19 protein-coding genes are annotated in these 13,406 nt (G+C 39.4%); 4 read left to right on the forward strand and 15 right to left on the reverse strand.

Annotated elements, in window-relative coordinates; translation table 11 throughout:
* Position 1 precedes the first annotated feature (1 nt).
* Genes AWT60_RS05635 through mnhG form a run of 3 tightly spaced genes read left to right on the forward strand, consistent with a single transcriptional unit; the run spans position 2 to position 1,120 of the window.
* Positions 2–481, forward strand: a complete 480-nt coding sequence (locus AWT60_RS05635) for a Na+/H+ antiporter subunit E (RefSeq protein WP_024425941.1) — start codon at positions 2–4, stop codon at positions 479–481.
* Positions 481–762, forward strand: a complete 282-nt coding sequence (locus AWT60_RS05640) for a Na(+)/H(+) antiporter subunit F1 (RefSeq protein ID WP_024425942.1) — start codon at positions 481–483, stop codon at positions 760–762. Before AWT60_RS05635 ends, AWT60_RS05640 begins: the two co-directional genes overlap by 1 nt.
* Entirely contained in the window at positions 746–1,120 is a 375-nt protein-coding gene (gene mnhG, locus AWT60_RS05645; RefSeq protein WP_024423320.1) for a monovalent cation/H(+) antiporter subunit G, read from the forward strand. The genes AWT60_RS05640 and mnhG overlap by 17 nt, the downstream gene beginning before the upstream one ends.
* Before the next feature lie 92 nt (positions 1,121–1,212).
* Here mnhG and AWT60_RS05650 read toward each other — a convergent pair whose 3' ends face one another.
* The 6 genes from AWT60_RS05650 to degQ all read right to left on the reverse strand — a co-directional run bounded on the left by AWT60_RS05650 (position 1,213) and on the right by degQ (position 6,019).
* Entirely contained in the window at positions 1,213–1,602 is a 390-nt protein-coding gene (locus AWT60_RS05650; RefSeq protein WP_024423321.1) for a hotdog fold thioesterase, read from the reverse strand.
* 23 nt (positions 1,603–1,625) lie between these two features.
* Positions 1,626–2,267 (reverse strand): two-component system response regulator ComA, encoded by a 642-nt coding sequence (gene comA, locus AWT60_RS05655; RefSeq protein WP_024423322.1) that lies wholly within the window; start codon positions 2,265–2,267, stop codon positions 1,626–1,628.
* An 80-nt stretch (positions 2,268–2,347) separates the two neighbouring features.
* Entirely contained in the window at positions 2,348–4,639 is a 2,292-nt protein-coding gene (locus AWT60_RS05660) for an ATP-binding protein (RefSeq protein ID WP_218677007.1), read from the reverse strand.
* 13 nt (positions 4,640–4,652) lie between these two features.
* Complete coding sequence (gene comX, locus AWT60_RS05665) at positions 4,653–4,826, reverse strand: competence pheromone ComX (protein ID WP_041107629.1); 174 nt, start codon at positions 4,824–4,826, stop codon at positions 4,653–4,655.
* The gene (locus AWT60_RS05670) at positions 4,804–5,727 is read right to left on the reverse strand and encodes a polyprenyl synthetase family protein (protein ID WP_218677008.1); all 924 of its coding nucleotides are present in this window, start codon (positions 5,725–5,727) and stop codon (positions 4,804–4,806) included. Before AWT60_RS05670 ends, comX begins: the two co-directional genes overlap by 23 nt.
* A 151-nt stretch (positions 5,728–5,878) precedes the next feature.
* Positions 5,879–6,019, reverse strand: a complete 141-nt coding sequence (gene degQ, locus AWT60_RS05675) for a degradation enzyme regulation protein DegQ (protein WP_003213123.1) — start codon at positions 6,017–6,019, stop codon at positions 5,879–5,881.
* A gap of 505 nt (positions 6,020–6,524) precedes the next feature.
* Between degQ and AWT60_RS05680 the strand changes: the two genes are divergently transcribed.
* Entirely contained in the window at positions 6,525–6,881 is a 357-nt protein-coding gene (locus tag AWT60_RS05680; protein WP_041107631.1) for a YuzC family spore coat inner layer protein, read from the forward strand.
* 35 nt (positions 6,882–6,916) lie between these two features.
* On the opposite strand, the gene AWT60_RS05685 is transcribed toward AWT60_RS05680, so the two are convergent.
* The 9 genes from AWT60_RS05685 to AWT60_RS05725 form a co-directional block, all read right to left on the reverse strand.
* Positions 6,917–8,143, reverse strand: a complete 1,227-nt coding sequence (locus AWT60_RS05685) for an EAL and HDOD domain-containing protein (RefSeq protein WP_041107632.1) — start codon at positions 8,141–8,143, stop codon at positions 6,917–6,919.
* Between the two features lie 137 nt (positions 8,144–8,280).
* A complete protein-coding gene (locus AWT60_RS05690) occupies positions 8,281–9,753 on the reverse strand; it encodes a nicotinate phosphoribosyltransferase (protein ID WP_024423327.1) in 1,473 nt (490 codons plus the stop codon).
* A gap of 17 nt (positions 9,754–9,770) precedes the next feature.
* Positions 9,771–10,322 carry a cysteine hydrolase family protein gene (locus AWT60_RS05695; protein ID WP_024425949.1) on the reverse strand — a complete coding sequence of 184 codons (552 nt, stop codon included), beginning with the start codon at positions 10,320–10,322 and terminating at the stop codon, positions 9,771–9,773.
* 60 nt (positions 10,323–10,382) lie between these two features.
* A complete protein-coding gene (locus tag AWT60_RS05700; protein WP_163114982.1) occupies positions 10,383–10,790 on the reverse strand; it encodes a YueI family protein in 408 nt (135 codons plus the stop codon).
* 27 nt (positions 10,791–10,817) lie between these two features.
* Entirely contained in the window at positions 10,818–11,066 is a 249-nt protein-coding gene (locus AWT60_RS05705; RefSeq protein WP_076840239.1) for a YueH family protein, read from the reverse strand.
* A gap of 96 nt (positions 11,067–11,162) precedes the next feature.
* Positions 11,163–11,384, reverse strand: a complete 222-nt coding sequence (locus tag AWT60_RS05710) for a spore germination protein (RefSeq protein ID WP_024425952.1) — start codon at positions 11,382–11,384, stop codon at positions 11,163–11,165.
* Between the two features lie 98 nt (positions 11,385–11,482).
* The gene (locus AWT60_RS05715; protein WP_024423332.1) at positions 11,483–11,704 is read right to left on the reverse strand and encodes a spore germination protein; all 222 of its coding nucleotides are present in this window, start codon (positions 11,702–11,704) and stop codon (positions 11,483–11,485) included.
* Positions 11,705–11,771: 67 nt separating this feature from the next.
* Positions 11,772–12,875 carry an AI-2E family transporter gene (locus AWT60_RS05720; protein ID WP_024423333.1) on the reverse strand — a complete coding sequence of 368 codons (1,104 nt, stop codon included), beginning with the start codon at positions 12,873–12,875 and terminating at the stop codon, positions 11,772–11,774.
* 183 nt (positions 12,876–13,058) lie between these two features.
* A complete protein-coding gene (locus AWT60_RS05725) occupies positions 13,059–13,295 on the reverse strand; it encodes a YuzF family protein (RefSeq protein WP_024423334.1) in 237 nt (78 codons plus the stop codon).
* Between the last annotated feature and the right edge of the window lie 111 nt (positions 13,296–13,406).

Consider the following 13,406-nt stretch of genomic DNA (forward strand, 5'->3'; position numbering starts at 1 on the left):
CATGGCCTTTCAAATATTACTAAACGCACTCCTCGCCTTTACATGGATGTTTATGAATGATACATACAGAGCCGCAGACTTTGTATCAGGTTTTGCATTAGGGATGATCGCCATTTTTATGCTGCGTCGATTTTTCCCGCAGCGTTTTTACGGCTATGCCCTTTATGCGATTTTCAAGCTGATCATCATTTTTATTCGCGAGCTGCTTCTTGCCAATTTAAGTGTATTAAAGACCGTATTATCTCCAAAGCTCACGATTAAGCCCGGTATTTTCGCCTTTCGTACGGACTTGAAAACAGATTGGGAAATCACCATACTGGCAAATATGATTACATTGACACCAGGTACACTAGTGATTGATATTTCCGATGATCGGTCCATTTTATACATTCATGCGATGGATATTGAAGATGCGGAAAAAGCCATTCACGATATCCGGGTTTCATTTGAAAAAGCGATTCAGGAGGTGAGCGGTAAGTAATGGAACTCATTTTGCAAATGTCACTTGGCATTCTTGCGCTGTCTACCTTGCTTTTTGTGATACGAGTGATCAAAGGTCCCTCTATTCCTGATCGTGTAAGTGCACTAGATGCGATAGGAATCAATTTAATTGGGATGACAGCCATCGTTTCAATTTTACTGAAAACCACTGCATTCTTTGAGATTATTTTACTGCTCGGTATCCTTGCCTTTATCGGTACTGTCGCTTTTTCCAAATTCCTTGAGAAAGGGGAAGTGATTGAAAATGATCGTCATCGCTAAAGCCATCGTGATTTTCTTTATCCTGCTAGGCGCTATCCTCTGTTTGATTTCAGCCATTGGTGTCCTTCGCCTGCCGGATGTTTACACACGTATGCATGCTGCATCAAAAGCATCGACCCTTGGCGTTGTTCTGATTTTAGTAGGTGTGTTTTTTCACGAATGGTTTCTTGCAGGCGTTATTTCTGCAAAAATCCTTCTCGGCATCGTATTCATCTTCCTGACAGCACCAGTCGGCGCACACTTAATCGGAAGAGCCGCCTACAATACTGGTGTTAAGCTCGACAAACGCAGCGTTCAAGATGATTATGGCGGTTTCCGTAACTTTGTGATTAAGCGAAAAGAAGATTCTTATTTATAAAAAGCAAAAAAGAATGGCCTGCCATGTTGGGCCATTCTTTTTTTACCGCACAACAGCATACAAAAAAAGCTTCCGCTGCACCGGGAGCTTTTTTATATGCGATCAATGACAGCAAGTGTGCATCTTGACGTACAGATGTGCCGGTCTCGATCATCTTTTATATCGATTTGAAATACCATTGTACGACGTCCTACATGCACAGGAACAGCTGTCGCTGTCACCACTCCATCGCGTACAGATTTTAAATGATTGGCATTGATTTCAATACCTGAGCAAACTTGCTGCGTTAAGTCTAAATGAGCCGCAGCCCCCATGCTCGCCACTGTTTCTGCTAGAGCAGCAGATGCTCCTCCGTGCAGCAGTCCAAATGGCTGTTTTGTTCTGTGATCGACTGGCATTGTTGCAACGCATCGTGATTTATTGCACTCTACAATCTCAATACCTAGTGCCTCAAGCAGTGTATTTGATCCGCTCACATCCATTAAGGCCCTCTCCCTTCACACGTTTACAGCACACTTTCAGACTTGGCAATTAACACCGCTTCTGTACGAGATCCAACATTCAGCTTATTAAAGATGGATGTCAAACTGTACTCAATTGACCGTTTGCTCAAATGAAGCACATCGGCAATCTCCTGGTTCGTGTATCCTTTTTCTACTTCTCTAAGAATCAAACACTCCCGTTCGGTTAAGAGGTCGTGATCAGTCTGCTGTGCCTGTTCTGGCTTTTCTTGCTGCTGTGAAATTAATTTCTTTAAATAAGACAGCTGAATGACAACTTCTCCTTGTAATGTGCGGTGTATGTATTCAATAATTTTGTCTTTCGTCTCTGTTTTGCTAATTGCACCGTGTAATCCAGCCCGAATAGCCTCTTCAAAATAATCATCTACTTCATACCCTGTATAAATGATAATTTTCACTTGATGGTTGGTTTCTAAAATTTGTTTCGCAATGTCCATTCCATTGATATCCCCGAGATTTAAATCCATTAAAATCACATCATAGATGGAAAAGTCATGCGTCTTTAAAAAGGCGGCTTCTGCATCAGGACTTAAACAATCGACTGATAGCTGCTGGTCTGATTCTAATATGCTTTTTGTCCCTTCCATGACAGCCGGATGATCATCAATGACCAATATCTTCTTCATGTCTTCCTCCCTTTAAATCACTCACTTCCATTTTATATAAAAGACTTGGCTGATGCCAAGTCTTAATCATTAATAAATCGTTACAATTCCATTTCAATTTTCACCTTAAGCCCTTTTTCCGGTGCTGTGTGAATTTGAAGCTTTCCATTTAACGCTTTCACTCGTTCTCTAATTCCCGATAGCCCCATGCTCATTGTATGCTGATCAAGATGACTGGCATCAAAACCGACTCCATCATCCTCATAGTGAAGAACAACCTGATCTTTAATACAAATCAGCATCACTAACACTTGAGTGGCTTTTGAATGCTTCAGGGCATTGGATAACAGCTCCTGAACAATTCGGTAAATATTCAGCTGTGAATCAATATCAATGTCCAATTCTTTATCAAAGCGTGTCGTATTCAGCCTAATATGAAACGGCGCTTCCTCCTGAATTTGAGAAGTCAGCTTCGATATCGCCTTTACTAAACCTAAATCATACAGCAGCTGCGGCCGAAGCTCATGACACGTTTCTCTCGTCGTTTGAATGACTTTGGACATTTGATCATTCCATGAGATAAGCGAATTTTCAATAGATGTCGGGCATTGGTTATTTTGGAAATTCGTTAAAAACATCTCCGACTGCCTTTTTAGTGATATCAAGTCCTGCAGCACGGAATCATGAAGATCTCTCGCTAAATCTGAACGCTGCTTTTCTTCCATAGCAAACATGATTTTCTTCAGCCATGCAGGATTGGCCTCGCGCTGTTTCAAATCGTCAAGATGCTCCATCAACTCTTCGATTTTAACGACATTTTCCAAACTGACACTTGTATAAAAGGCCAATGTTTTCAGCCAAGAAATCTCATCACGCGACAATTTTGGTGTCCGTAAATGAGATAAACAGCAAATCACAAAAGAGTGACCGCCCCGCTCACCAATTTTCATCATGAATCCTTTATCAAGCGCAATGATTTTTCCGACTTCACCTAATAATTCTTGAAATTGGTCTACATACTTTTTCCATAGCTTACTTTCCTCTGTCGATTCATCAATCTCTTCAACCTGTCCATCTGCCTTCACTTCAAGCACAAAGGCTTTGTTCACAACAAGTACTTCTAAAATGGTGTATTTTAAATGATATAACACTTGGTGAAGTGATGACGCCTCACGAATGAGCTGCGTGAATTTAAACACGCTATCTTGGTAATTATGCTTCTCTGAAAAACGCTTCAGACGAAAACGAAAATCGATGATTTCTTTAAAATAGAAGACAGTGAGCATAAGAATATACGTGATAATTGTAAATTTCATTGTATAAAAGTTAGCACTTGGCTTCTGAATGAAATCAAAGATAACGACTACCACTATAGTAGGTGTGATGGCTAAAAGACTATAATATTTGATTCTCCCCAAGAAGAAATCAACATTATATAATTTATTTGTCATAAATTGATAGACTAAGAAAAACGGAATCAATAGAGCGAACGATGCTAGGATATAAGGTGAAATAAAATATTTATGAAATAAATAAGGAATAATAAAAAATAGCATAAATGGACTGAATGAGGAGATCAAAATAAGTGCAAAGGCACTAAGGACATTTCCGATTTCAGTCCCCTTCAACTTTTTAGCAGCCCTTAATGTGATAATAATCGTAATAAATGCAAGTGCAAAGAATGAAAGCAAGTTAAAAGCAGCTAAAACCATATCTTTAAACAGAATTTCTAATACAATATTTATAAAAGGGACGGCATACAAACAAAGAAGTACACGCCAACTAATAATTACCGTTCCTAATTCCTTTAAATATTGATACATAAAGTGCATATACAACGGGGGTACACAAGTCATCGTAGAAATGACGATAAAACCGCTAATATATTCCCCTTTACCAGAGCCGCCAGAGCTTACATAGGCTACAGCAACAGCTAGCAAAAAGAGAGCAAGAATATATGCAGACTCTTTTTTCCTAGCTTTATTGATTTTTAAAATCATAAATATACAGAATAGACTGATCGAATAAAAAATGATAGGTATTAAATAAATAAACAAATTTTCTTGACTTAATAAGCTTACATTCTCTATTTCAATTTCATCACCATGTCTATCAACAACTAAGCTCTTGACATTCGCTAAATAACCTCGTCTTACTTCTTTGGTTGGTTCTTTGTTACCGTTCACTTCAAGGATGATATCGCCTTTTCTCACACCAGCATAATAGCTGTCTGTAAAGTCTACAACATCCTCTATTTCAAGTTGTCCGTCACTATTCACCGAAACGACTGCCCCTACAAAAATATTAAACACATTGATGTAGGAAATATAAATCACATAAATGAAGCTAAGGATCAGTAAAATAACAGTTAATTTCGAGTAAAATTTTTGCATAGAACCTCTATACTCACCCAGCATCTCTCCATTTTTTTGATCTAATGGTATCTTCTTTCTGAAAACCTTCAACAATAATGCTTGCAGTCACTTGATCAACGTGAAGCAACGATGCATTTCCATGAGCAACTTGCTTTAATGCCGAGGGATTCTCCACTAGATAACTAACTAGTTTCTGAATGTTCATCTTCTCCATCTCCAATTAAAAAAAGTATCAGCTTTTCCTTTTTAGAAGCCTCTAAATGTAGTATTTTGAATGCTTCTTTAAACTTATTTCTGAGAAGGTTTCTCATAATAAATACATATTGTTGAACGCCAGATTCTTTTAATTTATCCTTTAATTCTTCAGAGCCAATGCTCTTATCCTCTGATTGATAATAACTGAGCAAGTCTGAACTGGATGGATTAAATTCATTTTTTAAATATAATAGCGGTAATGTTTGCATTCTTTTAAAATCAATATTCTTTTTATTAAAAAGGGCCACATAGTCATTTTCAAGCTGCTCTGCCATGCCTAGATAATAAGCATATTCTTCTACATTTTTTTCAAATGAACCTGTTGCCAAAATAACCCCTAATATACAGGGTAACACAAACAGTGATCCTGCCTTTAACTTCATGATATTTAAACAATCCTGCTCATTCTCTGGCTCCAGTGTCATATCTATATGCTGTCCTTGCATTGACTGAATGGAATAGGAGTATATACTGTTTAAAAGCTCCGTTGCATGATCAAGCTTTGAAAAGACTTCAAAGCTCAATACAAAAAGAACATTTGCTGCATTCATTGCAATTCCGCTCTGACACTTCATCCAAGGGTACGAATCTTTGTCCTGATCTTCAATATCATCTAATATATCGGCTGATAAGATGAGAAGTTCAATCCCTGCTGCCAGTTTTGTAATCGCTTGCTTGTCTTGACCGCCAAATGCCTTATAATGTTGGTAAGCTAATTGTCCAAAAGGGAATTCATTCTTTATATCTGTAAATTCAAGAAGCAGTTTTTGTAAATCATTCTGCCTGACTGCATGTTGAATAAAATCAGACATATTCTGCTTGATTTTTGTATTCTCTAGATAGTTTAGCATACTCGATCTTGTACCTCACCCTTTCGTCTTTTATTTTACTAAAAAGACATGAGCAAATGTCCACTGACATCACTATTTAACAATTATATAATAATATATCCTTTTTTTGTATGTATTTGGATAAAAAAAAGACTTGATGATTATCAAGTCTTTAAGAAATTTTCACATATTCATATTTGTCGTATTGATCAATGCTTTTGTTAATGTTATGAAGAGAAGCCGTTGTTTCTCTGATTTCGTTTTCAAGTTTCCATAATAATTGTTTAAGTTCTTCGATTTCATACTTTTCCATCGATTCCACTCTCCTTTTTTGGAAGATCAATGTATTTGTGTATGGTGATTGGGTCATAAGTATTTGATCTGTTACTAACAGTGTAAATGTAATTGAGTATTTTTTCACCGAAAAGTATGCACAAAACGTGTGCGTGATACCGCAAAATTCAATAGGTCTTTTTTCATCATTTTCTGACTTTTCAAATCATACTTTTATCTCAATTTCAAAGGAATTGCGTCATTTTTGCGACAGGAATAGGCATCATTCGTCACACTTCTCTCCCGACAGAACGTACGATCCCCTCTGTATCTTCGGTTTTGCGTGTCATAGGTCAGACGACAGACACTATTGTGGACACCGCAATTTTTTGGCGACATTCACCGAAATTGACCGCAAAAGTACCTATTTTTATGCTGGAATTACAAAGATAGAAAGATCATTTTGATTCTTTATTCTGATTTTCTACATACATTTAGAACAGATATCCGTCCAATTTCACGTCAATAAGAGAAGAGGTGACCATGTGTTTTACTATGTTCCTTATTCTGCTTTGCAGGTTCCCGCAATGAACCGCGCATATCCGCCGCGCACGCCAATGACTTTTCCTCCAGTAGATGCCCACTCATTTCAACGAGCCGCAAAAGAATCAGCCCGCCTCGTTGCTGATGCTTCACTCATTACACAGCAAATTTCCAGCTCCCTTCCGTTTGCGCAGCGCATCATGGAGGCTGCTGAGCGCTCTGATTCAACAAGTGTCATCCGAATGCTGAAGCAAATCGGTGTGAAAAGCGGCATTGATATCCGCTTTAGTCCAGAAGGGATTCGCATCTACTTGTCTCTTGCCTCCAGCAGACTTTTTCTTCTTTTAAAATGGGCATGACAAAGAAAAAGCCGCTCTCACACGAGCGGCTTTTCTTAAGATTCAAACATTTTATGGCACCATTCAATGGCTTCTATATAACACCCATAGGCCTCCTGTTTCGGGAGATTTCCATCTAACATTTCATCATCCCATTCATTTCGTTCAATACGTTTGGCCACACCTAGCACAAAAGAATAATCATTTTCATAGCCAAGCAGTGCCTCGCCAACTTCATCAGAAAGCGGCAGTTCCTTCACAAGTTCTGTGATATCTGCCCTGACAAGCGTATCAATGAGAGAAAACATACCTGTCAGCATATAAGAGGCGGGATGCTCTCGTTCAGTACGAGAAGCAATCAACTCACACGTTTTGGCACGAATGAATGACATTTTGATAATTTCTTTTTGGCTTGAGTTAGCTTGGACATTCAGTTCTTTAAATGAAAGGATAAAGATCCAGCGCCGAATTTCATTAAATCCAAGCAGGATAATCGCCTGCCTGATACTTTTAATTTGATATAGACGTCTCATGCTGCCTGAATTCAGCATTTTTAATAATTGATATGATAGCGAAAGGTCACTTTCAATAAAATGGGTCACGGTCTGGATATTCGGCTGGTCCTTGCTTAACTCATTTAAAAGCTGATGGTACGCATGGAAGCTGGTCGATAATGCTCGGCCCGATATCACATGCGGCTCACTAAAGAAATACCCTTGAAACAAGTGGAAGCCCGCTTCAAGCGCCTCTTCATATTCTCTTCTCGTTTCTACCTTTTCTGCTAGGAATCGAAGGCGATACTTTTTATACGAATGCAGAATATCTCTTCGTTCTTGCGTTGTGGTTTTCAGAAAGTCAATTTTTAAAATATCTATGCAGTAGAGGAGTTCCTCAAGTAGCTTGTCACTATAATGTGTTCCGTTTAGGAAGAAATCATCGAGTGCAATCGTATATCCCCATTTTTTTAACTGCTTACATCTCATAATAAGTGCCGGGGTAATCGGTACATTTTCTAATATCTCGATCACAAGCTGATGCGGATCAAAATAGGTGAGCAGATCAGATGAAAGCAAGCTTTCGGTGAAATTAATATAGCATCGTTTTCCTTCTGTCAGTGTTTCGATGCCGATATTTAGAAAACTATTGATAATGAGGTCCGTTGTCGCTTGATCACCGTCTTCAGCGCTATATGTATTGGTTTCACTATCTCTATAAAGCAGCTCATATGATACGACTTGTTCTTTTCTGTTAAAAATAGGCTGTCTCGCAACAAACACCCTCAACTGCTCCAATCCTCCTTTATGCCATGACAAACAAGATGTGCTTTCAGTATACCAAATGATTGCGCTTTTAGTTCAATTTCAATCGGTCAAAATAAAAAAAAGAGACCATCTGGCTTGATGGTCTCCCTTTCTTCAAATTATTCGCTTTCATAAAGCTCTTTTTTGATTTTATTTTTCACATCATGGATAAACTGCATTTTATTATCCCAGCATTTTTGACTCAAATCGACTGGATATTCTTCTGGTTTGCTGATTCGTTTGTATTCCTCCCAGAAGAGTCCAAGACTGTCCTGCACGTAGGCTTGAATCGTTTGAATATCTGGGTTGTCATAGACAAGTTTTCCTTGCTCAAAAATCGGGACGTGAAGATCTTTCGCCACAAAGTTTGTCACGAATTTACTAATAAATGTATGTACAGGATGGAACATTTTTAGTTTATCCTCACTATGAACATCTTCCTCTTCAAGCGCAATGTAGTCACCCTCAGAATGATGATTCAATTGATTGATAATGCGGTACACACGTTTACGGCCTGGTGTTGTCACTTTCTCTGGGTTGGATGAAATTTTGATGGTATCATTCATTTTGCCGTTTTCTTCAATGGACACCAGTTTATACACTGCACCGAGGGCTGGCTGATCGAATGCTGTGATCAGTTTTGTTCCAACACCCCACACATCAATTTTGGCGCCCTGTGCCTTTAAGTTCATAATGGTGTGTTCATCAAGATCGCTTGATGCAATGACTTTGGCATCATGGAAACCTGCTTCATCAAGCATTGTTCTAGCTTTTTTAGACAAGTATGCAAGGTCTCCGCTATCAAGTCTGACACCAATGAAGTTGATTTTATCTCCAAATTCTTTCGCTACCTTAATCGCATTCGGAATACCTGATCTGACGGTATCATACGTATCGACTAAAAAGACACAGTCTGTATGTGTTTCAGCATATTTTTTAAATGCCGTATATTCATCGCGGTATGCTTGTACAAGTGCGTGGGCATGTGTTCCTGATACTGGTATGTTGAAGCGTTTCCCAGCACGAACATTACTTGTCGCCTGAAAGCCGCCGATGAGTGCCGCTCTTGCTCCCCACATCGCTGCATCCATTTCATGCGCACGTCTTGTTCCGAATTCTAATGCTGTCTCATCTTCTATGATTCCTTTAATCCGGGCCGCTTTTGTTGCAATCAGCGTCTGGAAATTCACGATATTGAGCAATGCCGTTTCGATTAACTGAGCTTCAACAAGCGTTGCCTCGATGCGCATAATCGGTTCATTCGCAAAGACAATTTCCCCTTCTCGCATTGAATGAAGTGTACCTGTAAAGGACAATCCGCTTAAATAGTCAATGAAATCGCTTTTATAACCGAGTTCATCTTTTAAATACGCCAGATCGCTTTCGGTGAAAGAAAAGTCCGATAAATATTCAATCGCTTTCTCTAAGCCAGCAAATACAGCGAAGCCATTGTCAAATGGAAGCTTTCTAAAGAAGAGTTCAAAGACTGCCTTCTTCTCATGAATGCCGTCTCTCCAATACGTTTCTGCCATGTTAATTTGATAAAGATCTGTATGTAGTGATAAACTGTCGTCATTAAACCGATGCTCCAACTTCCATTCTCCTTCCCTTACTTAACCACTTTCGCACCAAGCGACTGCTCAAAGTGAGAAAGTGCCCACTCGTGCCCCGCTTCATTAAAACTCGCCACAGCATTTTGGTGAATCACAAGTTCGAAGCCTTTATTGTACGCATCAACAGCTGTATGAAGTACACAAATATCGGTACATACGCCGGCTAAGTGAAGTTCCGTGATGCCGCGCTCGCGCAGTTTCATTTCTAATTGAGTGCCTGCAAAAGCAGAGTATCTTGTTTTTTCCATATAGTAGACATGTTTTAAATGTTTTGACGTGTGAAATAGTGAACTTAGTTGTCCATAAAGTTCAATACCCTCTGTTCCGCGAATATTATGGGGCGGAAATAACTTTGTCTCTGGATGATAAGGGTCCTCTTCTTCATGATGATCGACAGCAAAGACGACAAAGTGGCCTTCATCAATAAATGAAGAAGTGATCTCTGTGATCTTAGACTCAATCGCCTGTCCAGGCTTTCCGCATGTCAGTTTTCCATCGTCTGCAACAAAATCAACTGTATAATCAATACAAATCAACGCTTTGCCCATCCGCATCTCTCCCATATGCTCTTTTGAATCATTATAGCTTATTCATTTCACTAGGGAAACCTATTCAACAGATTCATGAGAAAAAGCTTTTTGAAACAGCTCATCCTCTATATAGATATGCTCCTGATTGACCGCACCAGGCATCTCTATGACAAGACCAAAAGGAGAGTGTGCTTCGTGATGATTCACCACTTTAAAGGAACATCCAGCGGCATTTGCCATTTTCACATATTGAGAATAAGAAGCATAGGACAGTTCACCATTTAAAAGAAGGGAGGCCTGTCCATTGGCCTTCAATACTTGTTCCACCTCTTGATACGGTTTATTTCTTGATACCTGTCCCTTTGTCAGGGCGAGAAGCGCTCGTTCCCTTAATGAACCAAGAAACATCCTTCGTTCATCAGGTTTTGTTTCAGCATGTCCAAATATCCCTTGCTGCAAATAAAAGTCTACGGATTCTTCTTTCATCGCTGTTTTCACTCCTGGTTTCTAAATTTACATTTCTGTGACCCAATGCACAACCTTGAGTGCGAGTTCACGGGCTTCGTCTGTTTCTATTCTTTCCATTAAGGATTGTTCAAGCGTATGGATGAGCTGCTCCTTTTCATCCTCATACGCAATGGAAATACTCCATTCAATGTCAGGTACGGCTACAAGCGTTTTATATTCTTTTTTATTTTCATGTAAATATACATTGTAGGTCTTTGGTTGTCCGCTTGTGATGTGTGCTTTTCTAATTTTCATTTGACTCTGTTCACACCTCTTTTTTCTTCTTACATCCATATCCATTGTACCATAAAAAAAGACAGCTTCTGAAAAGGAACTCCCTTTCAAAGCTGGCTATGCATTAAAGCTCTTTTGCTGGCTGATCAGGTCTATATCCCACATAAACGTAACGTTTGGACTGCTAAAAAATTGGACAAAGTCCCCTGCATTATAGGTACCTGATCCACCGGCGGAGTGATCGACACTTTTTGGCGAAATGGCAAAAACATCACCGAAATGTGCAGAACCATTTCCAATCACACGGTCAATATGAATAGGTCCAACAATCGCTGGCATCTTTCCACCACCTTTTCTCCCCACATCATATGCCCAGCTCAAAAATACGTGTATGAAAAATAAAAAAGACAGCTGATCTGTGACCATCAGCTGCCTTTCTATGCGTTAAATGATTGAGGCTGGCCAAACAATGTAAAGTCCCAAAGCATCGTGGCATTCGGATTACTTGTAAGTGACATATAATCACCTGAATTAAAGGCTCCCGCACCGCCAGTAGAATGGTCTACAGCCAAAGGTGCAATGGCCAGGACATCACCGAAAGTAGCTGCACCGTTTCCTCCTAACGACTCGATATGAATAGGTCCAACGATTGCAGGCATCAGAATCTCCCCCCTATCTGCTTATCTCAATCATCTTATGCAAGTAGGGAAAAGGTGTGCATCTGTCCTAGACGTTTAAATGCTGTTCTTTGCGAGATCGCTGACGCAGCTGCACCAATCTGACAATATTCAAGGTGATGGCTTTAAGCAGTGCATAGACAGGGACCGCAAAGATCATGCCAAGGATTCCGCCAAAGCTTCCTGCCCCAATTAATAGCAGGATTATGGTCAAAGGATGTGTGTTGAGGCGTTTCCCAATGATCAATGGAGAAATGACATTTCCGTCAATTTGCTGAACGACAAGAATGACAATGACTGTCACCACCGCTTTTCCAGGCGAATCAAGAAACGCAATAAGCACAGCTGGTGCCGCGCCAAGATATGGCCCAAGGTACGGAATCACATTTGTGACCGCAATGATAATGCCAAGAATGAGCGCATATTTCACACCGATTAATAAGTATCCGATAAAACAAGCCACTCCAACAAATAAACAGACAACAATCTGCCCTTGTATGTAAGCCGCAAGTGTATCGTTTAATTCTTTAAAGATTTTCAATCCTTCCTTACGGTAAGGCATTGGCAAAAATTGAACGAGCTTGTCCGGAAACTTATGTCCGTCTTTCAACATATAAAACAAAATGAAAGGAACTGTGATCACAGCTAAAGCAATATTAGCAATCACGCCAAACACAGCAGACATGCTTGACGCAATATTTTCCGGCAAACCTTTTAATGTCGAAACAATTGTCTGTTCAAACTTCGAGACAGAGACATAATCTTGGTTCATCATCCAAGTAAATGTTTTAGAATGCGAGAAGTCGTTGATAAATTTCTGCATATCCGTCACATAACCAGGGAAGCTTTTGACAAGTCCACCGACCTGCGTGACAATAACCGGTCCCGCAGCATTCACAATGAATGTGATGAGTCCGATGAACAAAAGATAAATGATCAGGATAGCAAGTGTCCTAGGAATTTTCTTGGACAAAAATCGAACAATTGGATTAAAGATGAAAAAGAGAATCCCAGCCAGCAAGATGGGAACAAACAAGGTAGATGCAAATAAAATAATCGGCTGAAATAAAAACGAAACCTTTGTTGATACATAAACAATGAGTAAAACAAGTAATATTTGGAATGTCCAAAAATGAACTTTAGATTTTAACAAAGATGCTCCTCCTGTTACGTATTGATCTTATTAAAAAACTACTATTCAACCCACCTTCTGTCAACTGCTTCTTGTTTTAGAACCTTATTTTTTGTAAAAAAAAGAACAATTGGTATATCATGCACTTTTTCCAGATATACATTCTATAAGCATGAAAAAAGCAGACACCTATGCGTCTGCTTGTTACACTCTTTCACTGTGATCAGGCATCACCGATACAATTTGCTGGATCCGCACATAAAAAACTGATTTTGCCCCCGCCTCAATCACAATATGATCCGGCATGACTTCCTTCAATTTTCCGCGCACTGTATCTTTCACTGTTTGAACAATTAATCTCATACCGATCACTTTCTGCAATGTTTGATAAACATATGGATCAACTAATGAAACAAGCTGCGGACTTCCTTGTTGTGCCATCCTACCTGCCCCTTTACTTGTGTATTTACCCACAGCGTATGCAATGACCCATGTGAATGTCACTCAGGGCAAACCCACAACTCAAATACCATATTTTAACATTTTATATAA

It is taken from the genome of Bacillus sp. F2HM, from assembly GCF_019266135.1.
Taxonomy (GTDB): domain Bacteria; phylum Bacillota; class Bacilli; order Bacillales; family Bacillaceae; genus Bacillus; species Bacillus safensis.